Annotated in this window: 21 protein-coding genes, 1 tRNA gene and 2 pseudogenes; 17 read left to right on the top strand and 7 right to left on the bottom strand. The window is 70.2% G+C overall.

The window, feature by feature from the left end; genetic code table 11:
- Nucleotides 1–25: 25 nt before the first annotated feature.
- On the bottom strand, nucleotides 26–1,705 hold the full coding sequence (locus ACRAWB_RS02625; RefSeq protein ID WP_431351930.1) for an ABC transporter substrate-binding protein: 1,680 nt from the start codon (nucleotides 1,703–1,705) through the stop codon (nucleotides 26–28).
- A gap of 155 nt (nucleotides 1,706–1,860) precedes the next feature.
- Here ACRAWB_RS02625 and ACRAWB_RS02630 point away from each other — a divergent pair, with 155 nt between their 5' ends.
- Nucleotides 1,861–2,502: a TetR/AcrR family transcriptional regulator gene (locus ACRAWB_RS02630; RefSeq protein WP_431351931.1), complete on the top strand. Its 642-nt coding sequence runs from the start codon at nucleotides 1,861–1,863 to the stop codon at nucleotides 2,500–2,502.
- A gap of 20 nt (nucleotides 2,503–2,522) precedes the next feature.
- Here the strand turns inward: ACRAWB_RS02630 and ACRAWB_RS02635 are convergent.
- Together ACRAWB_RS02635 and ACRAWB_RS02640 are read right to left on the bottom strand one after the other, a co-directional pair.
- Nucleotides 2,523–2,595 (bottom strand) — tRNA-Arg (locus tag ACRAWB_RS02635).
- 51 nt (nucleotides 2,596–2,646) lie between these two features.
- The gene (locus tag ACRAWB_RS02640; RefSeq protein WP_431351932.1) at nucleotides 2,647–3,111 is read right to left on the bottom strand and encodes an iron ABC transporter ATP-binding protein; all 465 of its coding nucleotides are present in this window, start codon (nucleotides 3,109–3,111) and stop codon (nucleotides 2,647–2,649) included.
- Between the two features lie 284 nt (nucleotides 3,112–3,395).
- On the opposite strand from ACRAWB_RS02640, the gene argS reads away from it, so the two are divergent.
- Nucleotides 3,396–5,093, top strand: coding sequence for an arginine--tRNA ligase (gene argS / locus ACRAWB_RS02645; RefSeq protein WP_431351933.1), 1,698 nt, complete (start codon nucleotides 3,396–3,398; stop codon nucleotides 5,091–5,093).
- Nucleotides 5,094–5,101: 8 nt separating this feature from the next.
- On the top strand, nucleotides 5,102–5,896 hold the full coding sequence (locus ACRAWB_RS02650; RefSeq protein ID WP_431351934.1) for an LmeA family phospholipid-binding protein: 795 nt from the start codon (nucleotides 5,102–5,104) through the stop codon (nucleotides 5,894–5,896).
- A 12-nt stretch (nucleotides 5,897–5,908) separates the two neighbouring features.
- Here ACRAWB_RS02650 and ACRAWB_RS02655 read toward each other — a convergent pair whose 3' ends face one another.
- On the bottom strand, nucleotides 5,909–6,160 hold the full coding sequence (locus ACRAWB_RS02655) for a hypothetical protein (RefSeq protein WP_431351935.1): 252 nt from the start codon (nucleotides 6,158–6,160) through the stop codon (nucleotides 5,909–5,911).
- A gap of 155 nt (nucleotides 6,161–6,315) precedes the next feature.
- Between ACRAWB_RS02655 and lysA the strand changes: the two genes are divergently transcribed.
- The 6 genes and pseudogenes from lysA to prfA all read left to right on the top strand — a co-directional run bounded on the left by lysA (nucleotide 6,316) and on the right by prfA (nucleotide 14,830).
- Entirely contained in the window at nucleotides 6,316–7,773 is a 1,458-nt protein-coding gene (gene lysA, locus ACRAWB_RS02660) for a diaminopimelate decarboxylase (protein ID WP_431351936.1), read from the top strand.
- Complete coding sequence (locus ACRAWB_RS02665) at nucleotides 7,770–9,143, top strand: homoserine dehydrogenase (protein WP_431351937.1); 1,374 nt, start codon at nucleotides 7,770–7,772, stop codon at nucleotides 9,141–9,143. Before lysA ends, ACRAWB_RS02665 begins: the two co-directional genes overlap by 4 nt.
- A pseudogene (thrC, locus tag ACRAWB_RS02670) lies at nucleotides 9,143–10,266 on the top strand (threonine synthase). The gene ACRAWB_RS02665 and the pseudogene thrC overlap by 1 nt, the downstream one beginning before the upstream one ends.
- Nucleotides 10,263–11,219: a homoserine kinase gene (gene thrB, locus ACRAWB_RS02675; protein ID WP_431351938.1), complete on the top strand. Its 957-nt coding sequence runs from the start codon at nucleotides 10,263–10,265 to the stop codon at nucleotides 11,217–11,219. The pseudogene thrC and the gene thrB overlap by 4 nt, the downstream one beginning before the upstream one ends.
- A gap of 254 nt (nucleotides 11,220–11,473) precedes the next feature.
- Entirely contained in the window at nucleotides 11,474–13,663 is a 2,190-nt protein-coding gene (rho, locus tag ACRAWB_RS02680; protein WP_431351939.1) for a transcription termination factor Rho, read from the top strand.
- A gap of 90 nt (nucleotides 13,664–13,753) precedes the next feature.
- On the top strand, nucleotides 13,754–14,830 hold the full coding sequence (gene prfA, locus ACRAWB_RS02685) for a peptide chain release factor 1 (RefSeq protein WP_431351940.1): 1,077 nt from the start codon (nucleotides 13,754–13,756) through the stop codon (nucleotides 14,828–14,830).
- Between the two features lie 17 nt (nucleotides 14,831–14,847).
- On the opposite strand, the gene prmC is transcribed toward prfA, so the two are convergent.
- Nucleotides 14,848–15,666 (bottom strand): peptide chain release factor N(5)-glutamine methyltransferase, encoded by an 819-nt coding sequence (prmC, locus tag ACRAWB_RS02690; protein WP_431351941.1) that lies wholly within the window; start codon nucleotides 15,664–15,666, stop codon nucleotides 14,848–14,850.
- Between the two features lie 163 nt (nucleotides 15,667–15,829).
- Here prmC and cysK point away from each other — a divergent pair, with 163 nt between their 5' ends.
- Both cysK and epsC read left to right on the top strand, forming a co-directional pair.
- The gene (cysK, locus tag ACRAWB_RS02695) at nucleotides 15,830–16,768 is read left to right on the top strand and encodes a cysteine synthase A (protein WP_431351942.1); all 939 of its coding nucleotides are present in this window, start codon (nucleotides 15,830–15,832) and stop codon (nucleotides 16,766–16,768) included.
- A gap of 5 nt (nucleotides 16,769–16,773) precedes the next feature.
- Nucleotides 16,774–17,343 carry a serine O-acetyltransferase EpsC gene (gene epsC, locus ACRAWB_RS02700; RefSeq protein ID WP_431351943.1) on the top strand — a complete coding sequence of 190 codons (570 nt, stop codon included), beginning with the start codon at nucleotides 16,774–16,776 and terminating at the stop codon, nucleotides 17,341–17,343.
- A gap of 4 nt (nucleotides 17,344–17,347) precedes the next feature.
- On the opposite strand, the gene ACRAWB_RS02705 is transcribed toward epsC, so the two are convergent.
- The gene (locus ACRAWB_RS02705) at nucleotides 17,348–18,295 is read right to left on the bottom strand and encodes a TetR/AcrR family transcriptional regulator C-terminal domain-containing protein (protein WP_431351944.1); all 948 of its coding nucleotides are present in this window, start codon (nucleotides 18,293–18,295) and stop codon (nucleotides 17,348–17,350) included.
- Nucleotides 18,296–18,403: 108 nt separating this feature from the next.
- On the opposite strand from ACRAWB_RS02705, the gene ACRAWB_RS02710 reads away from it, so the two are divergent.
- The gene (locus tag ACRAWB_RS02710) at nucleotides 18,404–19,309 is read left to right on the top strand and encodes an ATP-binding cassette domain-containing protein (RefSeq protein WP_431351945.1); all 906 of its coding nucleotides are present in this window, start codon (nucleotides 18,404–18,406) and stop codon (nucleotides 19,307–19,309) included.
- Nucleotides 19,306–20,103 (top strand): ABC transporter permease, encoded by a 798-nt coding sequence (locus tag ACRAWB_RS02715; RefSeq protein WP_431351946.1) that lies wholly within the window; start codon nucleotides 19,306–19,308, stop codon nucleotides 20,101–20,103. Before ACRAWB_RS02710 ends, ACRAWB_RS02715 begins: the two co-directional genes overlap by 4 nt.
- Nucleotides 20,104–20,115: 12 nt before the next feature.
- Here ACRAWB_RS02715 and ACRAWB_RS02720 read toward each other — a convergent pair whose 3' ends face one another.
- Nucleotides 20,116–20,748, bottom strand: a complete 633-nt coding sequence (locus ACRAWB_RS02720) for an HAD family hydrolase (RefSeq protein ID WP_431351947.1) — start codon at nucleotides 20,746–20,748, stop codon at nucleotides 20,116–20,118.
- A 60-nt stretch (nucleotides 20,749–20,808) separates the two neighbouring features.
- Between ACRAWB_RS02720 and ACRAWB_RS02725 the strand changes: the two genes are divergently transcribed.
- The 4 genes and pseudogenes from ACRAWB_RS02725 (at nucleotide 20,809) to atpB (ending at nucleotide 24,231) form a co-directional block, all read left to right on the top strand.
- Nucleotides 20,809–21,504: an L-threonylcarbamoyladenylate synthase gene (locus ACRAWB_RS02725; protein WP_431351948.1), complete on the top strand. Its 696-nt coding sequence runs from the start codon at nucleotides 20,809–20,811 to the stop codon at nucleotides 21,502–21,504.
- 3 nt (nucleotides 21,505–21,507) lie between these two features.
- Entirely contained in the window at nucleotides 21,508–22,770 is a 1,263-nt protein-coding gene (locus ACRAWB_RS02730) for an MraY family glycosyltransferase (protein ID WP_431351949.1), read from the top strand.
- Entirely contained in the window at nucleotides 22,767–23,261 is a 495-nt protein-coding gene (locus ACRAWB_RS02735) for a hypothetical protein (RefSeq protein ID WP_431351950.1), read from the top strand. Before ACRAWB_RS02730 ends, ACRAWB_RS02735 begins: the two co-directional genes overlap by 4 nt.
- A gap of 173 nt (nucleotides 23,262–23,434) precedes the next feature.
- A pseudogene (gene atpB, locus ACRAWB_RS02740) lies at nucleotides 23,435–24,231 on the top strand (F0F1 ATP synthase subunit A).
- The last annotated feature ends 22 nt before the right edge of the window (nucleotides 24,232–24,253 follow it).

The raw sequence follows: 24,253 nt of genomic DNA on the forward strand, positions 1-24,253 counted from the left end.
CCGCACCCGCCCCGGATGTCGGTGACTACTTGCCTGCGGGCTTCAGGTTCATCAGCACCTGGACGGCCGACGGCTGGGTCGGGTCGGCGGTCGCGTACTGGTCCTTCTCGCTGGGCCAGCCGGTGAACTTCCGGGTGTTGTACTGGGCCAGCTGCGGGTGGGTGCCGATCGCGATGGCCGGGACGTCGTCCACGAAGATCTTCTGCAGCTTCTCGAGGGCGGCGGTGCGGGCGCTGTCGTCGGACGCCTGGGCGTACTCCTTCAGCAGGGCGGTGGCCTCCGGGTTGCTGTAGCGGCCGAAGTTGTCCGAGACCTTCCCGTCGGCGGCCTGGTCGAGGTAGCTCGAGTTCATGACGTCGTCGTAGATGTGCCACGGGTTCGAGCCCGAGCCGGTCCAGTGCAGGGCGGCGTCGAAGTTGCCGGACCCCATGTTGGCGAACCAGGTGTCGGCGTCGGGGGTGGCGACCTTCGCGTCCGCGCCCAGCGTGCTCTTGATCTGGGTCGCAGCCAGCTGGATGCCGGTGACGTAGTCGTTCCAGCCCTGCGGGTCCTGCAGGGTGAACGAGACCGGGTTGCCGGACGGGTCGATCAGGGCGCCGTCCTTCCAGGTGTAGCCGGCGTCCGTCAGCACCTTCTTGGCGGCGTCGACGTCGATCTTGAACGTCCGGTCCTTGTACTCGTCGGCGATGTACTGGTCACCGGTCGGCTGCGGGATGCCCGTCACGTTGGTCAGCTCGGGGCCGGCGTTGCCGCGGGCCTTCTCGGCGTGCGCCTTGCGGTCCACGACCAGGTTCACGGCCTTCCGGAACGCGACGTCGTTGAACGGGGCCTTGGTCGTGTTGACCACGATCATGTCCGGGCTGAGGACGTTGGCGCCCCAGAACACGTTGTGCTTCGGGTCCTTGTCGACGTAGTTCTTCTGGTAGTCGGTGATGAAGATCTGCGCCCAGTCGGTCTCGCCGCTCTGCAGCGCGCGGAGGAGGCCGGTGTTGTCGTTGTACTCGAGGTACTTCAGCTCGCCCACCGGGACCTTGCCGCCCCAGTAGTCGGTGCGGGCCTTGAGCACGACGCCCTGCGACGAGAAGGTCTTGATCGTGTACGGGCCGGTGCCGACCGCGTCCTTGACCGCGTCCTTCGTCGGGTCGGCGATGCTCTTCCACTGGTGCTCAGGGACCATCGCGACCTGGAGGACGTCGCCCTGCTTGACGAACTTCGACTCGCTGAAGGACAGGACGACGTCGTCGCCGTCCTTCTTGACGTCGGCGAGCTTGAGGCCGCCGAGGTCGAGAGCGGGGGTGTTCTTGATCAGGTTGTAGGTGAAGACGATGTCGTCGGCGGTGAACGGCTTGCCGTCGCTCCACTTCACGCCCTTGCGCGGGGTGACGGTGAGCTGCGTGTAGTCGTCGTTCCACTTCACCTTGGACGCGAGCCACGGGGTGGTCTCGTTCTTGCCGACCGGGTTGACGATCGCCAGGGGCTCGTAGATCATCCGGTCGTAGCCGAGCGACATGCCGGATCCGGTGGTGATGAACGGGTTGTTGATCTGCGTCGCCAGGATGGCCGCGCCGTCGGGCTTTGCGACCGTGAGCGATCCGCCGGTCGAGCTGCTTGCGCCGTTCGAGCCGTTCGACGAGCAGCCGGTGAGCGACAGCGCACCGACGGCGGCAACCGCGGACGCGGTGACCAGGAACTTCTTAAGCCTCATTGCTTCTCCTTCGTGGTGGACACGTTCGTTGTGTCCGGGGTGCTGCGGGATTGTGATCGTTGCTTACTGGTCAGAAAGTAAACAAGTTGGAGTGAGGTTACTGGCTGGTAAGCTCACACGCAACCGCATCGAGAAGAAAGCCGACGGAAGACTCCATGAGCAGCGGTACCGCCCATCCGCGCCCCGAGACGGAGCGCAAGCGCAGGGACATCCTGCAGGCCGCGATCGAGACCTTCGGCACGAAGGGGTCCGTGAACGGGACCCTGAACGACGTCGCCGAACAGGTCGGCATCACCCACGCCGGCGTTCTCCACCACTTCGGGTCGAAGCAGAACCTGCTGCTCGAAATGCTCGAGTTCCGCGACCGCGACGACGTCGCACACCTCGCCTCGCGCCGCATCCCCGACGGGCCGGCGCTGTTCGCCCACCTCGTCGCCACGGCCCAGCGCAACGCCCAGCGCGAAGGGATCGTGCAGGTCTACACCGTGCTCTCGGCGGAGTCCGTGACCGACGAGCACCCTGCGAAGTCGTTCTTCGAGGAACGGTATCGCACCCTCCGCGGCGAGGTCGCCGAGGCCTTTCGCGCGCTCTGCGCCCAGGAGGGCGTGACGGAGCCGGCGACGATCGCGAAAGCCTCGGCCTCCATCCTCGCGGTCATGGACGGGCTGCAGCTGCAGTGGCTGCTCGACCCGACGGAGGTCGATCTCGCAGCGGCGAGCACCTTCGCCATCGAGGCGATCGTCGATGGCGTGCTGCGGCCGGCGCCGCCGGTGTCGTCGTACCTGCGCGAGGAGTGAAAGGGCGAGGAGTGAAAGGGTGCCCCCAGTAGGATTTGAACCTACGGCCTTCTGCTCCGGAGGCAGACGCTCTATCCCCTGAGCTATGGGGGCCAGGGTGCGCAACCCAGGCTAGCATCCCCGGCGCGCAGCCCGTGACACGGGTCAGGACCCCGGGACGTTCCCCATGACGCTCTGCATCAGCGGCGCGGCGTCGCCGGGCTCGAAGAACGACGTCGACTCCGCGACGATCCAGTACGGCCCGCGGAAGATCTGCACCTGGCCCGCATCGCCCGGCTTGAAGTAGCCCTCGACGGTCGGCGGCGTCCCATAGGTCGGCACCGGCTTCGCGGTGGTGATCGCCGTGTTCTTCAGGCTCTCCATCACATCCGACGGCGGCTTCGCCACCGCGATCTGCACGACGTCGCCGCTGGTCTGGTTGAGGTAGGCGCAGGCGACTCCCTGCCAGTCGGTGATCTTCTTCTCGAGGGAGCCGTCCTTCGGCGCGTAGTCCGGATCCGGGCCGAAGTTGGGGTTGTACGCATACAGCTGGTCGGCGGTGAGCACCTGGTCGCAGGTGAGGCCCACCGGGGTCGGCGGCGTCGTCGGGGTGACGACCGGCAGCGGCACATCGGAGGGCTTCGCGGTCGCGCTCGCGCTCGCGCTGGGCGAGGGGAGGCGGCCGGCGTCGCGCTCGGGGCGCAGCCGGCGAGGACGGCTGCGGCGGCCAGACCGGCGGCTGCGGTCGCGGCGAGAAGAGCGAAGCGGCGGGTGGTGAGTGTCATGCGGCGACTCGTCTTTCTGCTCGGCGCGCGCCGTGCGGGGACGCGCGTCGCGACGACCCTATCAATTCGGGCTGCGCCCTCCCGACCGCGCGCGGGAGCGTACCCGCGCGCCCGGTAGAATCGATCCTCATGACTCCCGCTGACCTCTCCGCCGCCCTTCTCGACATCGTGACGACGGTGCTCGAGCAGCGACGAGAGGCCGGCGCCGACATCCCCGAACTGACCCTGACCGTCGACGACGTGCCGCTGGAGCGCCCGAAGAACCGCGACCACGGCGACTGGGCCTCGAACGTCGCGATGCGCCTCGCGAAGAAGGTCGGAACGAACCCGCGCGAGCTCGCCGAGCAGATCGCGACCGCGGCCGCCGGCATCGACGGCGTCGCGTCCGCCGAGGTCGCCGGCCCGGGCTTCATCAACTTCCGCCTGGAGGCCGGCGCCGCCGGTCAGCTGGCGCAGACCATCGTCGAGGCGGGCGAGGCGTACGGCCGCGGCCACGTCTACGACGGCCTGACCGTCAACCTGGAGTTCGTCTCCGCCAACCCCACCGGACCGGTGCACATGGGCGGCGCCCGCTGGGCGGCCGTCGGCGACAGCCTCGCCCGCATCCTGCAGGCCGAGGGCGCGGACGTGACCCGCGAGTACTACTTCAACGACCACGGCTCGCAGATCGACCGGTTCGCCCGCAGCCTGCTCGCCGCCTACCTCGGCGAGCCGACGCCGGAGGACGGCTACGGCGGCGCGTACATCGGCGAGATCGCCGACCGCGTGGTGGCGGAGTCGACGGCGCAGGGCACCGACATCGCCGCCCTTCCGCGCGAGCTGCAGCAGGAGGTGTTCCGCTCCATCGGGACGCAGCTGATGTTCGAGGAGATCAAGCAGCGCCTCCACTCGTTCGGCGTCGACTTCGACGTGTACTTCCACGAGGACTCGCTGCACGAGTCCGGCGCCGTGGAGCGCGCGATCGAGCGCCTGCGCGAGCAGGGTCACATCTTCGAGGAGGACGGCGCGATCTGGCTGCGCACGACCACCTTCGGCGACGACCGCGACCGCGTCGTCATCCGCTCCAACGGCGAGCCGGCCTACATCTCGGGCGACCTCGGCTACTACCTCGACAAGCGCGAGCGCGGCTTCGAGCAGAACATCATCATGCTGGGCGCCGACCACCACGGCTACATCGGCCGCATGATGGCGATGGTGGAGGCGTTCGGCGACGTCCCGAACGTCAACCTCCAGATTCTCATCGGACAGATGGTGAACCTGGTGAAGGACGGCGAGCCGATGCGGATGTCGAAGCGCGCGGGCACCATCGTGACGCTCGACGACCTGGTGGACGCGGTGGGCGTCGACGCCGCCCGCTACTCCCTGGTGCGCTCGTCCACCGACTCGCAGCTCGACATCGACCTCGATCTGCTCGCCAAGCGCAGCAACGAGAACCCCGTCTACTACGTCCAGTACGCGCACGCGCGCACCCGCTCGGTCGCGGCGAACGCCGAGAAGGCGGGGGTGGACCACAGCGCGTTCGCGCCGGAGCTGCTGACGCACGAGACCGAGTCGGCGCTGCTGGGCGGCCTGCAGGAGTTCCCGCGCATCGTCGCTCAGGCGGCCGAGCTGCGCGAGCCGCACCGCGTGGCCCGCTACATCGAGGAGCTGGCCGGGCTGTACCACGCCTGGTACGCGGTCCGCGACGGCTCCACCCGGGTGCTCCCGCACGGCGACGAGCCGGTGACCGACCTGCACCGCACCCGCCTGTGGCTGAACGACGCCACCGGCCAGGTCATCCGCAACGGTCTCGGGCTGCTGGGGGTCTCGGCGCCCGACCGCATGTGAGGGGACGTATGAGCGACAACACCACCCAGGTCCTTCCGGCGCCCGAGGCGCCTGCGCGCCGTCGGCGACCCCGGTGGCTGAAGCTGCTGCTCGGGATCGGCATCCCGGTCGTCGTCATCGTCGTGCTCCTCGTGATCGCCGATTTCGCCGTGCGCGCCTACGCCGAGCAGCGGGTCTCCGATGAGATCGAGAAGAACCTGCCGTCCGACATCCAGGGCCAGGTGCATACGCACATCGGCGGCTTCTCGATCATCCAGCAGTACCTCTCGGGCACGTTCCAGCGCGTCGAGCTGGATGCGCCCCACGTCGTGGTGAAGGGCGCGCCGCTGAGCGCGAAGGTCGTCGCCACCGGAGTCCCCGCCGACTTCTCCAAGCCGATCGCCGACGCGACCGGGACGCTCTCCGTCAGCCAGGCCTCGCTCAACAAGCTGGTGCAGATCCCCGGCGCGACCGGCGACATCACGCTGAACGACGGGACGATCGGCTACGACGGCTCGATCGACCTGCTCGGGCTCCCGGTCGGTTACACGGTGACCGCGACGCCGGAGGCGGCCGGGGACCAGGTGCTGCTCACCGCCGACAAGGCGTCGCTCAAGACCGGCGCGGGCAACGTCAACCTCGACCGCCTGCTCCAGTCGCTGACCTCTCAGGGGCCCTTCCCGGTCTGCGCAGCGCAGTACCTCCCGGAGGGCGTGAAGGTCTCCGACATCCAGGTCACACCCGGTCACGCGACCGTGACGCTGACCGCTTCCGACTTCGTGCTCGACGAGAAGTTCTTGAACAGCAAGGGCAGCTGCTCCTGACGCGGAGCCGGTTCAGGAGCGCGGACGCAGCGAGATGAGGCGGCCGGCCGCCCGCAGCATCCAGGCGAAGGAGGCGACGGTCGTCGCGGCGTCCAGGCCGTGCGCGGCGGGCCGCACCACCAGGCGGTAGGCGGCAGGGCCGTCGCCGGGCGCGTCCACCGGCTGGATGCTCGTCGCCGGGCGCCCCGTGACCGCGCGGGCGTAAGCGGAGAGCTGGCGGTGCGTGCATCCCTGCACGCGGAGGTCGTAGGTGAAGGTGTCCATACCCCTATAGACGTCGTGGGGGCCGTTCGTAACACGCAGCATGGGCGCCGTTCCGCCCCGATAGACTTCCAGAGCACTCTCCATCCGGCTTCAGGGGCCAATCCGGGTCCGCTCGCCTAGGAGGCCCCCACTCGTCGCCGCCCGTGAGGATCCCTATGGCCGTCTCCGCCGCTGCCCCCAACCCGCTCGCCCCGCCGTGGCTGCACGTGCCCGCCGACGCCAACGCCTTCGCGCCCGGTCTGTGGTCGCGCACCGTCGCCCGTGACGGCGGCGGCCTGACCATCGGCGGCGTCGCCGCGACCGAGCTGGCCGAGCGCTTCGGCACTCCGCTCTACGTCATCGACGAGGACGACGCCCGCTCGCGTGCGGTCGAGGTGCGCCGCGCCTTCGACGAGGCGTTCGCCGAGGTCGGCACCGCAGCGAAGGTCTACTACGCGGGCAAGGCCTTCCTGAGCGTCGAGGTCGCCCGATGGATGGACGCGGCGGGCCTGTTCATCGACGTGTGCAGCGGCGGGGAGCTCGCGGTCGCGCTGGCCGCCGGCGTCGACCCGGAACGGCTCGGCTTCCACGGCAACAACAAGTCGCTCGCCGAGATCGACCGCGCGGTCGAGGTGGGTGTCGGCGCCATCGTCATCGACAGCCTGCAGGAGATCGACCGCGTCGCCGAGGCGGCGGCTCGCCACGGCGTGCGGCAGAGCGTCCGCCTGCGCGTGAACAGCGGCGTGCACGCGCACACCCACGCGTTCCTGGCGACGGCGCACGAGGACCAGAAGTTCGGCATCGGTCTGGAGGCGGCGGTGGATGCCGTGGCGCGCATCCGCTCGCGCGATTCGCTCGTCTTCAAAGGGCTGCACTGCCACATCGGCTCGCAGATCTTCGGCGCGGACGGCTTCGCCGAATCCGCCGCCCGCCTGCTCACCCTGCAGAAGCAGCTGCTCGAGGGCGGCGACGTCCCCGAGCTCAACCTCGGCGGCGGCTTCGGCATCGCCTACACGTCCGCCGACGACCCGGCGCCGATCGACGAGCTGGCCCGGCGCATCGCGGAGACGGTGGCGGCGGGATGCGAAGAGCTGGACATCCCGCTCCCGGTCGTGGCGTTCGAGCCCGGCCGGTCGATCATCGGCACCGCCGGCCTCACGCTCTACACGGTCGGGACGACGAAGGACGTGCCGGTCGCCTTCCAGGACGACGGCGAGTCCGCCCTCCGCCGCTATGTCAGCGTCGACGGGGGGATGAGCGACAACGCGCGCCCGGCGCTCTACGAGGCCCAATACTCCGCCCGCATCGCCAACCGCGTCTCGTCCGTCCCCCCGGCGCTCGTCCGCGTCGCCGGCAAGCACTGCGAGAGCGGCGACATCGTGGTGGACGCCGAATACCTCCCGGGCGACGTCGCGCCGGGCGACCTCCTGGCCGTCCCCGCGACCGGTGCCTACTGCTTCGCCTTGTCGAGCAACTACAACTATCTCGGGCGGCCGCCCGTCGTCGCCGTGCGCGACGGCGACGCCCGCGTGATCGTCCGCGGCGAGACGATCGACGACCTGCTGGCGCGCGACGCCGCCTATGACCCCGCCGCAGCCCGCCCCACCGCGTCGAAGGAGCGCAACCAGGCATGATCGAGTACCGCAACCTCCGCGTCGCCCTGCTCGGGGCCGGCTCCGTCGGCTCGCAGGTGGCCCGTCTGCTGCTGGAGCAGGGGGACGAGTTCGCCTCCCGCATCGGCGCCCGCCTCGAACTGGTCGGTATCGCCGTCCGCGACGTGGACGCGCCGCGCGACGTCGACCTCCCGCGTCACCTGTTCACGACCGACGCCAGCTCGCTCATCCTGGGCGCCGACATCGTCGTCGAGCTGATGGGCGGCGTCGAGCCGGCCCGCGGCTACGTCCTGGAGGCTCTGAACTCCGGCGCCGACGTCATCACTGCGAACAAGGCGCTGCTCGCGACCCACGGCCCCGAGCTGTTCGACGCGGCCGAGCAGGTGGGCGCTCAGCTCTACTACGAGGCGGCCGTCGCCGGGGCGATCCCGATCATCCGGCCGCTGCGCGACAGCCTGGCCGGCGACCGGATCAACCGCATCCTCGGCATCGTCAACGGCACGACCAACTTCATCCTCGACCGCATGGATGTGACCGGCGAGACGCTGCAGGACGCCCTGGCGACCGCGGGCGAGCGCGGCTACGCCGAGGCCGACCCGACCGCCGACATCGGCGGCTACGACGCGGCGCAGAAGGCCGCCATCCTGGCGAGCCTCGCCTTCCACACCACGGTCCCGCTCGACCGCGTCTACCGCGAGGGCATCACCAGCATCACCAAGCAGCAGGTGGATGCGGCGCGCGAGGCCGGAGCCGTCATCAAGCTGCTCGCGATCTGCGAGCGGATGACCGACCCGGAGACGGGGGAGGAGGGCGTATCGGCCCGCGTGTACCCGGCGCTGATCAGCCGCGAGCACCCGCTCGCCGCCGTGCACGGCGCGCACAACGCCGTCTTCGTGCAGTCCGCCGCCGCGGGCGACCTCATGTTCTACGGCGCGGGCGCAGGCGGCGTCGAGACCGCCTCCGCCGTGCTCGGCGACGTCGTCTCGGCGGCCCGCCGTCACGTCGTCGGCGGCCCGGGCGTCGCGGAGTCGACCCACGCGGGCATCCCGGTGCTCGACATCGGCCGCGTCGTCACCCGCTACCAGATCACCCTGGATGTGGAGGACCAGCCGGGCGTGCTCGCCGCGGTCGCGCGCATCCTGAGCGACGGCGGCGTCAGCGTCGAGACCGTGCAGCAGTCGGTGCCGAGCCGCACCGGGCCCGTCGTCATCGCGGGTAACGCGGGCGGCGAACCGGGCGCCCCGATTCACGGCGGCGGGACGGCCACCGCTACCCTGGTCATCGGAACCCACGAAGCCGAGGAGGCCGCGCTCGCGGCCACCGTCGAAGCGCTCGCAGCGAGCGATGTCGTGGTCGCCATCTCTTCCGTTCTCCGAGTCGAAGGATCGTAATGCCCCAGCCGAAGGCCTACAGTCGTCAGTGGCGAGGCGTTCTCCGCGAGTACGCGGACCGCCTGAACATCTCCGACGCCACTCCGATCGTCACGCTCGGCGAGGGCGGCACGCCGCTCATCCCGGCCCCGCGCTGTCCGCGCGCACGGGTGCCGACGTGTACGTGAAGTTCGAGGGCATGAACCCGACCGGGTCGTTCAAGGACCGCGGCATGACGATGGCCATCTCGAAGGCCGTCGAGCACGGTGCGAAGGCCGTCATCTGCGCCTCCACCGGCAACACCTCCGCGTCGGCCGCCGCCTACGCGACGCACGCGGGCATCCAGTCGGTCGTGCTCGTGCCGGAGGGCAAGATCGCGATGGGCAAGCTCAGCCAGGCGATCGCGCACAACGCGCAGCTGCTGCAGGTGCAGGGCAACTTCGACGACTGCCTCGACATCGCGCGCGAGCTGGCGACGAACTACCCGGTGCACCTGGTCAACTCCGTCAACCCGGACCGCATCGAGGGCCAGAAGACCGCCGCCTTCGAGGTCGTGGAAGCGCTCGGCGAGGCGCCGGACTTCCACATCGTCCCGGTCGGGAACGCGGGCAACTACACCGCCTACCACCGCGGCTACACCGAGGAGCTGCAGCGCGGCGAGTCGACGAAGCTGCCGCGCATGTTCGGCTTCCAGGCCGCGGGCAGCGCGCCGATCGTGCTCGGCCACGCCGTGAAGGAGCCGGACACCATCGCGACCGCGATCCGCATCGGCAACCCGGCCTCGTGGGAGCTCGCGCTCAACGCGCGCGACGACAGCGACGGCTACTTCGGCGCGATCGACGACGCCAAGATCCTCGAGGCGCACCGCATCCTCTCCGCCGAGGTCGGCATCTTCGTCGAGCCGGCGTCCGCGATCAGCGTCGCGGGCCTGCTCGAGCGCGCCGAGGCGGGCGTCATCCCGGCGGGCGCGACGGTCGTTCTCACCGTGACCGGCCACGGCCTGAAGGACCCGCAGTGGGCCCTCCGCACCGCCGACGGCTCCGACGTGCAGCCGACCGTGGTGCCGGTGGACACGACGGCGATCGCCGACGTGCTCGGCCTGCAGGCCAGCGGCGCCACCTCGAACGCCGAGGCGAACGCGTGACGTCGCCCGACCTGCGCGGCCGCACGGTCGTCGTCAAGGTCCCCGCCACGAGCGCGAACCTCGGCCCCGGCTTCGACACCCTCGGCCTCGCGCTCGCGCTGTACGACGAGCTCGAGGTCTCCGTCCGCGACGAGCCCGGCGCGACCGTCGAGGTCACCGGCGTCGGCGAGGGCGAGGTCGCGACCGACGAGAGCAACCTCGTGGTCCGCGCCATCGCGCATACCTTCGACGCCGTCGGCGTGCCGCTGCCGGGTCTGCACCTGCGGGCGCGCAACAGCATCCCGCACGGCCGGGGGATGGGCTCCTCCGGCGCCGCTATCGTCTCCGGCATCATGGCGGCCAAGGGGCTCCTGGAGGGCGTGGTCGACCTCGACGCGCAGCAGCTGCTGGCGCTCGCCAACGACATGGAGGGCCACCCCGACAACGTCGCACCGGCGCTGTTCGGCGGCCTGACGATCGCGTGGGTGACGCCCGACGGCCCGCGCTTCAAGAAGCTGATCGTGCACCGCGGCGTCTCGCCGCTCGTGCTGGTGCCTGAGCACGTCATGTCCACCGCCCTCGCGCGCAGCCTGCAGCCGCAGTCGGTGCCGCACGAGGACGCCGTGTTCAACGTCTCCCGCTCCGCGCTGCTCGTCGCGGCCCTCATCCAGAGCCCCGAGCTGCTGCACGCGGCGACCGAGGACAAGCTCCACCAGAGCTACCGCGCCTCGGCCATGCCGGAGACCGACCGGCTGATCACGCTGCTGCGCGAGAACGGCTTCGCCGCCGTCGTCTCGGGTGCGGGCCCGTCCATCCTCGTGCTGGGCAGCGACCCGAGCCAGCGGCTCGCGGCCGCGAAGCTCGTCGAGGAGGCCGCGCAGACGCGCTGGCAGCCGCTGATGCTCGCCGTCGACTTCAAGGGCGCGACGGTCGTGCGCACCGAAGCGGCTCGGGCTGACACACCGGCCGCCTAGCGTCCGGAGCGCGTCGCCCGAGGTGGTAAACTGCAGTCGCACCCGTGAAGAACCCGCGTCACGAGCGAATCCAGCTTTCCGGGTGATCTCCTAGCAATCATGCCGTCACTCCTGCCTGCCCTTCAGGTTCTCCTCTCGCGAGAACCGAAGAGGGCGACGTAGCGCGGATCAGAACGCAGCACGTACCGGCAGTTCATGTGACGAAGCTTCACAGACGGCGCGCAAAGGCGCGCCGGGGGAAAGGATCCTCTTCCGTGACTGATGTCGAACTCCACGCCGGGGGCGTGGACACCAGCGACCTGACCTCGCTCAAGGTGGCGGAGCTCCAGGCTCTCGCCGCAGAGCTCGGGCTCCAGGGCGCAGGCCGGCTCCGCAAGGGCGAGCTGGTCGAGGCGATCGCCGCCGCGCGTGCGGCGGGCGCTCCGGCCGATGCCGCCGAGCCGGCCCTGATCGAGACCGCCGAGGTGGAGGCACCCGCCGCCGCCTCGCAGGTGCTCACCGAGCAGCTGATCGCCGAACCGCTCATCGCCGAGCCGGCCGGCGCCGAGCGCGTCGAGCCCACCGTGGGCGACCCGGTGCTCCCGCCGGTCGACTCCGCCCAGAGCGCCGAGGCGCCGACGGGCGACCAGGCCGGCTCCGAGCCGCGCCGCCGCGGCTCGCGCCGCGTTTCGAGCCCGGACGGCACGGGCATCACCGCCCCCGTCGCGACCGGCTCGCACGTCAACTCCGGCGCCACGGGCGTCGACTCGCTCATCCCCGACGTGGATGCGCTGCTCGACTCCGCGCTCGCCTCCCGCGAGCAGGCCCGTGGCCAGCAGAACGCCGAGCAGGGCCAGGGCGGCGGACGCCGTCGCCGCGGCCGCGGCCAGGGCGGCCAGAACGGCGAGCAGGGTCAGGCCGGCCAAGACCAGCAGAACGGCCAGCAGTCCCAGGACGCCGCACAGGCGCAGGGCGAGCAGGCCGACCAGCAGGGCGAGCAGGGCGAGGGCCAGAACGAGCAGCAGGGCTCCGGCCGCAACCGCCGCAACCGCAACCGCAACAAGAACAACCAGCAGCAGAACGAGCAGGGCCAGCAGAACCAGCAGGGCCAGCCGAAGGATCTGCAGCAGGGCGGTCAGGGCCAGCAGAACCGCGGCCAGAACGCCCAGAACCAGCAGAGCGACCCCGAGGGCGAGCGCGGCGGCCGCTACCGCGACCGCAACCGCAAGCGCCGCGGCGGTGCCGCCGGCGACGAGTTCGAGCCCGAGCTGACCGAGGACGACGTCCTCATCCCCGTCGCGGGCATCCTCGACGTGCTCGACAACTACGCGTTCGTCCGCACCACCGGCTACCTGCCCGGTGCGAGCGACGTGTACGTCTCGCTGGGCCAGGTCAAGAAGTACAACCTGCGCAAGGGCGACGCCGTTGTCGGCGCCATCCGCCAGCCGCGCGACAACGAGAACAACAGCCGCCAGAAGTACAACGCGCTGGTCAAGGTCGACTCCATCAACGGGCAGACCCCGGAGGAGGCCGCTGCGCGCGTCGAGTTCGGCAAGCTGACGCCGCTCTACCCGCAGGAGCGCCTGCGCCTCGAGACCGAGCCCAGCAAGGTGACCCAGCGGATCATCGACCTGGTCGCCCCGATCGGCAAGGGCCAGCGCGGCCTCATCGTCGCGCCGCCGAAGGCCGGCAAGACCATCGTGATGCAGCAGATCGCCAACGCGATCACCGCCAACAACCCCGAGGTGCACCTCATGGTGGTGCTGGTGGACGAGCGGCCCGAAGAGGTCACCGACATGCAGCGCACGGTGAAGGGCGAGGTCATCGCCTCGACCTTCGACCGTCCCGCCGAGGACCACACCACGGTCGCCGAGCTCGCCATCGAGCGCGCGAAGCGTCTCGTGGAGCTCGGTCACGACGTGGTCGTGCTGCTCGACTCGATCACCCGACTGGGCCGTGCGTACAACCTGACCGCTCCGGCGTCGGGACGCATCCTCTCCGGTGGTGTGGACGCGTCGGCGCTGTACCCGCCGAAGCGCTTCTTCGGCGCCGCGCGCAACATCGAGCACGGCGGCTCGCTCACCATCCTCGCCTCGGCGCTGGTGGAGACCGGCTCCAAGATGGACGAGGTCATCTTCGAGGAGTTCAAGGGCACCGGAAACATGGAGCTCCGCCTGTCGCGCCAGCTGGCCGACAAGCGCATCTTCCCGGCCGTCGACGTCAACGCCTCCGGCACCCGCCGCGAGGAGATGCTGATGGGCCAGGACGAGGTCAAGATCACCTGGAAGCTGCGCCGCGCCCTCGCCGGGCTCGACCAGCAGCAGGCGCTCGAGATCGTCCTCGGCCGCCTCAAGGAGACCTCGAGCAACGTCGAGTTCCTGATGCAGGTGCAGAAGTCGATGCCGCAGCCGACCAACGGCCACGGCAACGCGCACTCGCACGGCCACGAGAACGACCACCGCTAGCTGCGATCAGCGCCCGTCCGCCCTGCCACGTGCAGGACGGGCGGGCGCTTCGTCGTTCCCCGGCCTCCCCTCGGCAGAAAGAAGACCCCCATGTTCGAATCGGTGAACACCCTCATCGCCGAGCACGACGACCTGCAGCGCCAGCTCTCCGACCCCGAGCTGCACAGCGACCCCGTGCGCTCCAAGAAGGTCAACCGGCGCTACGCCGAGCTGTCGCGCATCGTCGCGGCCTACAACGAGTGGAAGCAGCTGACGGACGACCTGGAGGCCGCCCGCGAGCTGGCCGCCGAGGACGCGGCCTTCGCCGACGAGATCCCGGGGCTGGAGGAGAGCGTCGCGGAGACCTCCGAGAAGCTGCGCCGCCTGCTCATCCCGCGCGACCCCAACGACAGCCGCGACGTCATCATGGAGATCAAGATGGGCGAGGGCGGCGCCGAGTCCGCGCTGTTCGCGGGCGACCTGCTGCGCATGTACCTCCACTACGCCGACTCGAAGCGCTGGAAGGCCGAGATCATCGAGCAGACCTCCAGCGATCTGGGCGGCATCAAGGACGTGCAGGTCGCGTTCAAGGGCAGCTCCAGCGACCCGGCCGAGGGCGTCTGGGCGCACCTCAAGTACGAGGGCGGCGTGCACCGCGTGCAGCGCGTGCCGGCGACCGAGTCGCAGGGCCGCATCCACACCTCCGCCGCCGGCGTGCTCGTCTTCCCGGAGGTGGACGAGCCGGAGGAGGTCGAGATCAACCCGAACGACCTCAAGATCGACGTCTTCCGTTCGTCCGGCCCCGGCGGCCAGTCGGTCAACACGACGGACTCCGCGGTGCGCATCACGCACGTCCCGACCGGCATCGTCGTGTCGATGCAGAACGAGAAGAGCCAGCTGCAGAACCGCGAGGCCGCGATGCGCGTGCTGCGCGCTCGCCTGCTCGCGCGCCAGCAGGAGGAGGCGGACGCCGAGGCGGCCGAGTTCCGCAAGGGCCAGATCCGCACGATGGACCGCTCGGAGCGCATCCGCACTTACAACTTCCCGGAGAACCGCATCGCGGACCACCGCACCGGCTACAAGGCCTACAACCTCGACGCCGTGATGAACGGCGCCCTCGACCCCGTCATCGACAGCAACATCCAGGCCGACGAGGAATCCCGCCTCGCCGACCTCGCCCAGGACTAGCCGCCGAGCTCGGGCTGCTAGCGCAGGGCGGTCGTGGCGCGGTCGCGCGTGGTGAGGTCGCGGTGGGTGGCCGCGGCGCGCCAGCCGTCGGCCGTCAGCAACTCGCGGATCGCGGCGCCCTGCAGCTCGCCGTGCTCGAGGACCAGGGTGCCGCCGGGGCGGAGCAGGCGCTGGGCCATGCGGGAGATCGTGCGCACCACATCCAGGCCATCCGGACCGCCGTACAGGGCCGCGTGCGGGTCGTGGAGGCGCACCTCCGGGTCGCGCGGGATGGCGTCGTCCGGCACGTAGGGCGGGTTGGAGATGACGACGTCGACCGTCCCGTCGAGTTGCGGGAGCGCGTCGGCGAGGTCGATGAACACCGGCGTCAGGTTGGTCGCGCCGACCTCGTCGATGTTGCGGCGCGCCCAGATGAACGCCTCGGGGGAGTTCTCCACCGCATACACGCGGGCGTGCGGCACCTCGGTGGCGAGCGCCAAGGCGATCGCGCCGCTGCCCGTGCCGAGGTCGACGGCGACCGGCTCGGGCGACGGGACGGCGCGCAGCGCGTCGATCGCGAACTGCGCCACCTGCTCGGTCTCGGGGCGCGGGACGAAGACGCCCGGCCCGACGTTGAGCTCCAGCGACCGGAACGGCGCCCGGCCGGTGATGTGCTGCAGCGGCTCCCGGGCGGCGCGGCGCTCGACCAGTTCGCGCAGCCGCGCGGCGTCGGCAGCGGAGACCTCGGCATCCATCACGATCAGCGCCTGGACGCGGCCGCGGCTCTCGCCGAGCACGTGGCCGATCAGCAGCTCCGCATCCACCTCGGGGTCGGGGACGCCGGCACGCGCGAGCATGGCGGCGGTCTCGTCGCGGAGGGAGCGGGCGGAGCGGGGGCGGGGGAGGCGGCTTCGGGTGACATCGCCCGACGAGCCTACCCGTCACAGACCTTCCCCGTCCGCGCGTGACGTCTAGAGTGGTGACGCGATCCCATCCGCCCCTCGCCCAAGGAAGAGGACCATGTCCGGACACATCTACGCGAACGTCACCGAGGCCGTCGGCCGTACACCGCTCGTCCGGCTGAACCGGCTCGCCGAGGGCATCGATGCGACGGTGCTCGCGAAGCTCGAGTTCTACAACCCGGCCGCGAGCGTGAAGGACCGCATCGGCGTCGCGATCATCGACGCGGCCGAGAAGGCCGGTGCGCTGCGCCCCGGCGGGACGATCGTGGAGGCGACCAGCGGCAACACCGGCATCGCGCTCGCGATGGTCGGCGCCGCGCGCGGCTACACCGTCATCCTCGCGATGCCGGAGACGGCAAGCAAGGAGCGCCGGGTCGTCATGCGCGCGTTCGGCGCCCAGGTCGTGCTGACCCCGGGCCCCGACGGGATGCGCGGCGCGGTGGCGCGGGCGCAGGAGATCGTCGAGACCACCGACAACGCCATCTGGGCCCGCCAGTTCGAGAACGAGGCCAACCCGGCCATCCACCGCGCCACCACGGCCGAGGAGATCTGGGAGGACACCGACGGCGGCGTCGACATCTTCGTCGCGGGCGTCGGCACCGGCGGCACCATCACCGGCGTCGGCCAGGTACTCAAGGAGCGCAAGCCCGACGTGAAGGTGATCGCGGTGGAGCCGCTGGACTCGCCCATCCTGAACGGCGGCCAGCCCGGCCCGCACAAGATCCAGGGCATCGGCGCCAACTTCGTGCCCGAGATCCTGGACACCACGATCTACGACGAGGTCGTGGATGTGTCGCTCGACGACGCGCTCGACGTCGCCAAGAAGCTGGCGAGCGAGGAGGGCATCCTCGCGGGCATCTCGTCCGGCGCGATCATCTGGGCGGCGCTGCAGGTGGCGAAGCGTCCGGAGAACGCGGGCAAGACCGTCGTCGCCATCGTGTGCGACACGGGCGAGCGCTACATCTCGACCCCGCTGTGGGCCGACCTGGTGGACTGAGCGGGGTGCCGATCTTCCGGGCGCGCGAGGACATCCGCAACGCCCGCCGCCACGACCCGGCGGCGCGCGGCGATGCCGAGGTCGCCGTCGTCTACTCGGGCCTGCACGCCGTCTGGTCGTACCGGGTCGCCCACCGCCTCTGGCAGGCCGGTCTGCGCATGCCCGCCCGCATCCTGTCGCAGTTCACGCGGTTCCTGACCGGCATCGAGATCCACCCGGGCGCGCGCATCGGGCGTCGCTTCTTCATCGACCACGGGATGGGCGTGGTCATCGGCGAGACGACGTGGATCGGCGACGACGTGATGCTGTACCACGGCGTCACCCTCGGCGGCCGGGGGAGCGGGCACGGCAAGCGGCATCCCACGATCGAGGACGGCGTCATCGTCGGCGCGGGCGCGAAGGTGCTCGGCGCCATCACGATCGGCGCGCACTCGGTGATCGGCGCGAACGCCGTCGTCACGCGCGACGCGCCTCCCGACTCGCTCCTCGTCGGCGTGCCTGCGCACCCGCGCCCGCGCTCCGGCCACGAGCAGATCGCCGGCGACGACTGGATCGACCCCGCCATCTACATCTGACCGGCTAGCGGGAGCCGCGGTCGGCCTCGCGGGCGGCGCGCTCGACGGCGCGGGCGATGGCCTCGCGCTCGCGCTTCCGGGCCTCGCGCAGCTTCGACTCGGCCTCGCGGCGGGCCTTGGCGGCCTCGCGCACGGCCTTGTCACGCGGGGCGGACTCCGGGCGCGGCATGGGCGCGATCGAAGCGCCCTCGCCCCGCGCGGCGACGTACCGCTCGATGCCGTCCAGGATGCGCTCCAGCCCGAAGGCGAAGTCGTCCAGATCGTCGCCCTCCGCGTCCGCGTACGTGCCGGACGCCACCAGCGGCGCGAGGTCGGGGAACCGCTCCGGCGTGACCAGCTCTGCGAGCGCGGACGTGAACGCATCGCCGTTCGCCGGCGGCCCGTCCGCCTGACGCGACCGGCTCACATCCCGCTCCACGACGCCGACGGCCCGGGCGTACGACGACAGCAGCAGCGCGGTGGACATCTTCTCGGCGTCGGTCAGCGGCAGCGTCCGCATCTCGCGCAGCCCCCAGTCGAGCACTGCCAGGTTGTTCGGCATCAGCGGGATGCCGCTGATCGGGATGTCGGGGAACCACGGGTGCTCGCGCATCACGTCGATCGTGGCCATCGACCACCGCCGCAGGCCCTCGCGCCAGTCGTGGTTGGCAGCGCCGCCGGCGAGCGCGTCGTCCGGCGGGATGGGGACGGCGCACACCGCGTCCTGCATCAGCGCGAGCACGTCGTCCTTGCTGGTCACGTACCGGTACAGCGACATGGTCGTGAAGCCCAGCTCGCTCGCGATGCGGCTCATGGACACGGCCCCGAGCCCTTCGGCGTCGGCCAGCTCGATCGCGGTGTCGATGATGCGCTCGACGCTCAGCTCGCGCTTGGGTCCGCGCTGAGGGCGCTCGGCGACGCCCCAGCTGAGCGCGACGGCGCGGGGGAGCGCGTCCTCGACGTCGTCGGCCATTCCCGCACCTCTCCGATCAGTGTGTTGACACTCATCCTAGAACTGTGTATCACTTAAACAACCGTATGCGGCATAAACAGTTTACGTGACACACAGAGAGGGATCACCATGAATCGACCGGCGATCGAGGTCACGGGGGTGCGCAAGTCCTACGGCGCGCAGACCGTGCTCGACGGCATCGACCTGCGCGTTCCGGCGGGCAGCGTGTTCGCCCTGCTCGGGCCGAACGGAGCGGGGAAGACCACGCTCATCACCATCCTGTCCACACTGGTCCGCCCGGATGCGGGACGCGTCGTCATCGACGGCCACGATCTGGAGACGGACGCGGACGGCATCCGCGGCGTCATCAGCGTCACCGGCCAGGCGGCCGCCGTGGACGGCGTGCTCACCGGCGACGAGAACCTGCGCATGATGGCCCGGCTGTCCGGCGCGACGCCCGCCGAGGCCAAGGGCCGCGCGGCCGAGCTGATCGAGCGCTTCGACCTCCAGGCCGCCGCCCGCAAGCGCGTCTCCACCTACTCCGGCGGGATGCGCCGGCGGCTCGACCTGGCGCTCAGCCTGGTCGCGACCCCGCCGGTCATCTTCCTGGACGAGCCGACCACCGGCCTCGACACCCGCAGCCGGCAGACGCTGTGGGACATCATCCTCGACCTGGCCCACCGCGGCACCACGATCCTGCTGACGACGCAGTACCTCGAGGAGGCCGACCAGCTGGCCGACCGCATCGCGGTGCTCGACCACGGCGTCATCGTCGCTGAGGGCACGGCCGCCGAGCTGAAGGCCAGGGTCGGGGGCGAGGTCGTCGAGCTCCGGGATGCACGCGGCGAACTGGTGCGCGAGCTCCCGACCGACGGCAGCGTGGAGGCGCTTCGCACCGCGATCGACGAGCTCGACGCGCTCGGGGTCGCGGGCGGTGCCATCGGCATCCGCAAGCCGTCGCTCGACGACGCGTTCCTCGCCCTCACCGGCCAGCCCACCGCGTCCACACCCACCGAGAAGGAGGCCGTCCGATGACCACCGCGACCCTCACCACCCGCCCCGAGCGCGCCGTCACGCCGCTCACCAGCGCCCGCGTCTTCGTGGGCCGCAGCATCCGCCACTCCCTGCGCGACGTCGAGGCACTGACCATGGCGATCGTCCTGCCCGTGATGCTCATGCTCCTGTTCACGTTCGTGTTCGGGGGAGCGCTGGATCGCGAGGGCGGCTATGTGCAGTACGTCGTTCCGGGCATCATCCTGCTCTGCGCGGGCTTCGGCGCCTCCAGCACGGCGGTCGACGTCGCGCAGGACATGAGCGACGGGATCGTGGACCGCTTCCGCACCATGCCGCTGCGCTCGCGCGGCGTCGTCACCGGCCACGTCGTCGCGAGCCTGCTGCGCAACCTGTTCGCGACCGGCGTCGTGATCGGGGTGGCCCTGCTGGTCGGCTTCCGCCCGACCGCGAACCTCCTGCAGTGGATCGGCGCCCTCGGCGTCGTTGCCCTCTTCATCCTCGCGATCACCTGGCTTTACGCCGGGATCGGCCTCGCGGCGAAGAGCCCGACGGCGGCGAGCGGTTACGGCTTCGCCCTGCTGTTCCTGCCCTACCTGTCGAGCGCGTTCGTCCCGACGGACACCATGCCGACCTGGCTGCAGTGGATCGCCGAGAACCAGCCGATCACGCCGATCATCGAGACGATCCGCGCCTTCCTGTTCGGCCGCGACCCGGGCAGCGACCTGTGGTGGGCGCTCGGCTGGTGCGCGCTCATCATCGTCGGGGCCTACGTGTGGGCGGCCTGGCTGTTCCGCCGCTCGGCGGCCCGGCGCTAGGCCGCGCGGCGGCTACCGGTTGCGGGAGGCGAAGGCGTGGATCGCCTCCCGCATCCCGTCGGTGTCGAACGATCCGTCCTCGCGCTTGACGAAGTGGTACGCCTGCATCCCGCACTCGCGGGCGCCCTCGACGTTCGCGACCGAGTCGTCGAACAGGATCGCGTTCTCGGGCTTCACACCGAACCGCCCGAGCGCTCGCGTGTAGATGCGGCGCTCGGGCTTCCGCGCGCCGAGCACCGCCGACACCAGGTCGTTGCCGCCGAGCACGTCGACGATCTCGGGCGTCAGCACCGGCAGCGAGTCCTTGAACGGGATGGGGTTGTTCGAGAGCAGCGACACCGTCCCGAGCCCCGCAGCCTCGTGCAGCGCCTCGATCGCCCCGGGGATGGGCGTCATCGCGGCCTTCCGCGCCTCCTGCCACTGCTCGAGGGTGAGCCGAGCGCCGGTGACCTCGTGGAACGCGTCCAGGTACTCCTCGCTGGTGGCGTACTCGCCGATCTCGGCCGCCCGCTCGAAACCGCCGGCCCACCAGGAGGAGGCGAGCCGGTACTGGCTCACGCCTCCCAACTGCGCGAGCTTCGGCAGGCGCTTGTGGAAGTCGTAGTCGTAGAGCGTCTTGTCGCAGTCGAAGAAGTAGACGTCCATCGCCTCCAGTATCGTCCTCCCAGTCTGGGCGTCTTCCCCCCGGCTATCATTGACCCCGTCATGGCAACCATCTACGACTGCTCGGTCGACTCCGAACTGCTCACCGGCATGCGTCTCGCCCGGGCGGCGATCGGGCGCGGCGAACTCGTCGTCATCCCCACCGACACGGTGTACGGCGTCGCCGCCGACGCGTTCAACCCCGCGGCCGTCCAGCGCCTCCTCGACGCGAAGGGACGCGGCCGCCAGTCGCCGCCGCCCGTGCTCGTCCCCGGCGTCCCGACGCTCGCCGCGCTCGCCGAGCGGGTCCCGGACGAGGTGGATGCGCTCGTCGAGGCCTTCTGGCCGGGCGGCCTCACCATCGTGCTTCCCGCCTCCCCGTCGCTGGTCTGGGACCTCGGCGAGACCAAGGGCACCGTCGCGCTGCGCATGCCCGACAACACCATCGCCCTCGAGCTGCTGTCCGAGACCGGGCCGCTCGCCGTCTCGTCGGCCAACAAGACCGGCCGTCCCGCCGCCCGCACCGCCGCGGAGGCCGAGGCGATGCTCGGCGACTCCATCTCGGTCTACCTCGACGGGGGAGAGGCCGGCGACGGCTACCAGCGCGTCGAGGGCAAAGACAGCTCCTCGACCATCGTGGACGCCACCGCGCTTGCCTCGGGCTCGGGGGGCCTGCGCATCCTCCGCCACGGCGTCATCTCGGTCGAGCAGCTGCGGGAGGTCGTCGGCGACGCCCTCGCCGTCCCCTCGGACGCCTGACCCGTGACCCTCCTCCTCGCGCTCGCCCTGATCTCGGCCGTCATCACGTTCGGGATGTCGTTCGTCGTCTACAAGCTGGCGATGCGCTTCAAGCTCTACCCGAAGATCCGCGCCAGGGATGTGCACACGCGTCCCACGCCCCGCCTCGGCGGCGTCGCGATGTTCCTCGGCATCCTGGTGGCATTCGGCGTCTCGTGGCTGCTGTCGAGCCAGTTCGGCGTGCTGTCGCTGATCTTCTCCGACCAGGGGCCGATTCTCGCGATCCTGGGCGCCTCGCTGCTCATCGTGGTGCTCGGCGTCGCCGACGACCTCTGGGACCTCGACTGGATGACGAAGCTCGCCGGCCAGTTCGTGGCCGCCGGGCTCGTGGCCTGGCTGGGCGTGCAGATCTACTCGCTGCCGATCGGCGGCCTCACGGTCGGATCGCCGGTGATGTCGATCATCATCACGCTGTTCGCCATCGTGCTGGTGATGAACGCGATCAACTTCATCGACGGGCTGGACGGCCTGGTCGCGGGCGTCGCGCTGATCGCCAACGGCACGTTCCTCGTCTACACGTACCTGCTGCAGCGCGAGATCAGCCCGCAGAACTACTTCAGCCTCGCCGGCGTGATAGCCGCGATCCTGGTCGGCGCGTGCGCCGGGTTCCTCCCGCTCAACTGGCACCCCGCGAAGATGTTCATGGGGGATGCGGGAGCGCTGCTGATCGGCCTCCTCATGGCGACGTCGGCCATCTCGGTCACCGGAACGATCAACCCCGAGGCGCTGCAGACGCTGGGCAAGTCGTCGCTGGTGCCCGCGTTCATCCCGGTCATCCTGCCCTTCGCGGTGCTGGTCGTCCCGCTGCTCGACTTCGGGCTGGCGGTCATCCGCCGCCTGCGGGCCGGTAAGTCGCCGTTCAGCGCCGACCGCAAGCACCTGCACCACCGCCTGCTCGACATGGGCCACACCCATCTCCACGCCGTGCTCATCTTCTACGCGTGGACGGCCGTGCTCTCGATCGGCTGCCTGCTGTTCTTCTTCGACCCGTACTGGATGGCGATCGTCTTTGTGGCCATCGGCCTGGTCGTCTGCACCGCCTTCACCCTCGCGCCGCTCAGCCGCCGCAAGGCCAACGAGGCCGTGGCAGAGCTCGCGCCCGCGGGCAGCGTCGAAGCGGCCGAGACGGCGCGCTTCGACCAGCTCGACGCCGCCAGCGAGCGCCCGGCCCCCGCATCCACCACCCAGACCCTCCCTGACCACACCCTCACAGAGGAGCCCCGATGACCGACCACCCGGACGGCGCCCCCGCCTCCCGGCCGGCCCAGCCCGCCGCCCAGCCGACCTCGACGCCCGTGCTGCGCGACGTCCTCAAGTACGGCCTCATCCTCGCCGGCGCCATCGCCATCGTCGGGATGCTGCTCGGCGGCCTGTTCGCCGGCTGGATCGGCGTCACCAGCGCCCTGATCGGCACGGCGATGGCGGCGGTGTTCCTCTCGATCACCGCGCTGAGCATCCTGATCGCCAACCGGTTCATCGGCTCCGACCTCTTCGTCGGCCTGTTCTTCGGCATCGTGCTGGGCGGCTGGATCGTCAAGTTCGTGCTGTTCCTGGTGCTCGCGATCCTGCTGCGCGACCAGCCCTGGATCAACCCCGTGGTGCTGTTCCTGAGTCTGATCGCCGGGGTGATCGGATCGCTCGTGGTGGACATGATCGTGGTCTTCCGGTCGCGCGTCCCCTACGCCAGCGACGTCACCCTTCCGGGTGAGAAGCGCTGACTCGTTTCTGATTCGTTATGGACTGAAAACTCTTGTAGAGTTATCAGTGATCCCCCACCCGTTCGCGCGAAGAAAACCGTAGTGCGAGTAGTGCCGGGTGCCCCACCGTTCGTCGTCGCGAGAGCCATGAGCTCGACGCCCCGAAACAGGAGATAGCGCTGTTAGCTAACGCTGTGAACCTGCTGGTCCAGGCCGCAAGCTCCGATGATGGAAGCTTCCATGGTCCCTCGATCAACGAGTTCTTCCCCCGACCCTGTTCACCATCGGTGGCCTCGAGTTCAACCGCATCATCATCGTCCGTCTCATCGCGACGATCGCGCTCCTCCTGATCTTCTGGCTCGGCACGCGCCGCATGAAGCTCATCCCGGGCCGCTTCCAGTCGGTCGTCGAGATGGGCCTCGACTTCGTCCGCGTCAACATCGCGGAAGACCTTCTGGGCCGGAAGGACGGCCGGCGGTTCCTGCCGCTGCTGACCACCATCTTCTTCATGGTGCTGTTCTTCAACATCACCGGTGTGGTCCCCGGGCTGAACATCGCGGGCACCTCGGTCATCGCGGTCCCGCTGTTGCTCGCGATCGTCGCCTATATCGCCTTCATCTACGCAGGCGTCAAGAAGAGCCCGAAGAACTTCTTCAAGAACTCGCTCTTCCCGCCGGGCGTGCCGTGGTTCCTCTACATCATCGTGACGCCGATCGAGTTCGTCTCGACCTTCATCCTGCGTCCGATTACGCTGACCCTCCGACTTCTGATGAACATGGTCGTCGGGCACCTGCTGCTCGTCCTGTTCTTCAGCGCGACGTCGTTCTTCATCTTCACGGCAGGCGGCTGGTGGTCGCTGTTCGGCATCGGCACCTTCGCCTTCGGGTTCGTCTTCACGCTCTTCGAGATCCTGGTCGCAGTCCTGCAGGCCTACGTCTTCGCACTGCTCACCGCTGTCTACATCCAGCTGGCAGTCGCCGAGGAACACTAAGAACGATCCGCGCACCCGCACG

This window comes from Leifsonia poae (genome assembly GCF_050632865.1).
Classification (GTDB): Bacteria; Actinomycetota; Actinomycetes; order Actinomycetales; family Microbacteriaceae; genus Leifsonia; species Leifsonia poae_B.

What these genes read in the sequence shown, in the direction of transcription:
- ACRAWB_RS02625 (WP_431351930.1), bottom strand. Translation starts at nt 1,705, where the DNA reads ATGAGGCTTAAGAAGTTCCTGGTCACCGCGTCCGCGGTTGCCGCCGTC.
- ACRAWB_RS02630 (WP_431351931.1), top strand. Translation starts at nt 1,861, where the DNA reads ATGAGCAGCGGTACCGCCCATCCGCGCCCCGAGACGGAGCGCAAGCGC.
- argS (WP_431351933.1), top strand. Translation starts at nt 3,396, where the DNA reads ATGACTCCCGCTGACCTCTCCGCCGCCCTTCTCGACATCGTGACGACG.
- ACRAWB_RS02650 (WP_431351934.1), top strand. Translation starts at nt 5,102, where the DNA reads ATGAGCGACAACACCACCCAGGTCCTTCCGGCGCCCGAGGCGCCTGCG.
- ACRAWB_RS02655 (WP_431351935.1), bottom strand. Translation starts at nt 6,160, where the DNA reads ATGGACACCTTCACCTACGACCTCCGCGTGCAGGGATGCACGCACCGC.
- lysA (WP_431351936.1), top strand. Translation starts at nt 6,316, where the DNA reads ATGGCCGTCTCCGCCGCTGCCCCCAACCCGCTCGCCCCGCCGTGGCTG.
- ACRAWB_RS02665 (WP_431351937.1), top strand. Translation starts at nt 7,770, where the DNA reads ATGATCGAGTACCGCAACCTCCGCGTCGCCCTGCTCGGGGCCGGCTCC.
- prfA (WP_431351940.1), top strand. Translation starts at nt 13,754, where the DNA reads ATGTTCGAATCGGTGAACACCCTCATCGCCGAGCACGACGACCTGCAG.
- prmC (WP_431351941.1), bottom strand. Translation starts at nt 15,666, where the DNA reads ATGCTCGCGCGTGCCGGCGTCCCCGACCCCGAGGTGGATGCGGAGCTG.
- cysK (WP_431351942.1), top strand. Translation starts at nt 15,830, where the DNA reads ATGTCCGGACACATCTACGCGAACGTCACCGAGGCCGTCGGCCGTACA.
- ACRAWB_RS02705 (WP_431351944.1), bottom strand. Translation starts at nt 18,295, where the DNA reads ATGGCCGACGACGTCGAGGACGCGCTCCCCCGCGCCGTCGCGCTCAGC.
- ACRAWB_RS02710 (WP_431351945.1), top strand. Translation starts at nt 18,404, where the DNA reads ATGAATCGACCGGCGATCGAGGTCACGGGGGTGCGCAAGTCCTACGGC.
- ACRAWB_RS02715 (WP_431351946.1), top strand. Translation starts at nt 19,306, where the DNA reads ATGACCACCGCGACCCTCACCACCCGCCCCGAGCGCGCCGTCACGCCG.
- ACRAWB_RS02720 (WP_431351947.1), bottom strand. Translation starts at nt 20,748, where the DNA reads ATGGACGTCTACTTCTTCGACTGCGACAAGACGCTCTACGACTACGAC.
- ACRAWB_RS02725 (WP_431351948.1), top strand. Translation starts at nt 20,809, where the DNA reads ATGGCAACCATCTACGACTGCTCGGTCGACTCCGAACTGCTCACCGGC.
- ACRAWB_RS02735 (WP_431351950.1), top strand. Translation starts at nt 22,767, where the DNA reads ATGACCGACCACCCGGACGGCGCCCCCGCCTCCCGGCCGGCCCAGCCC.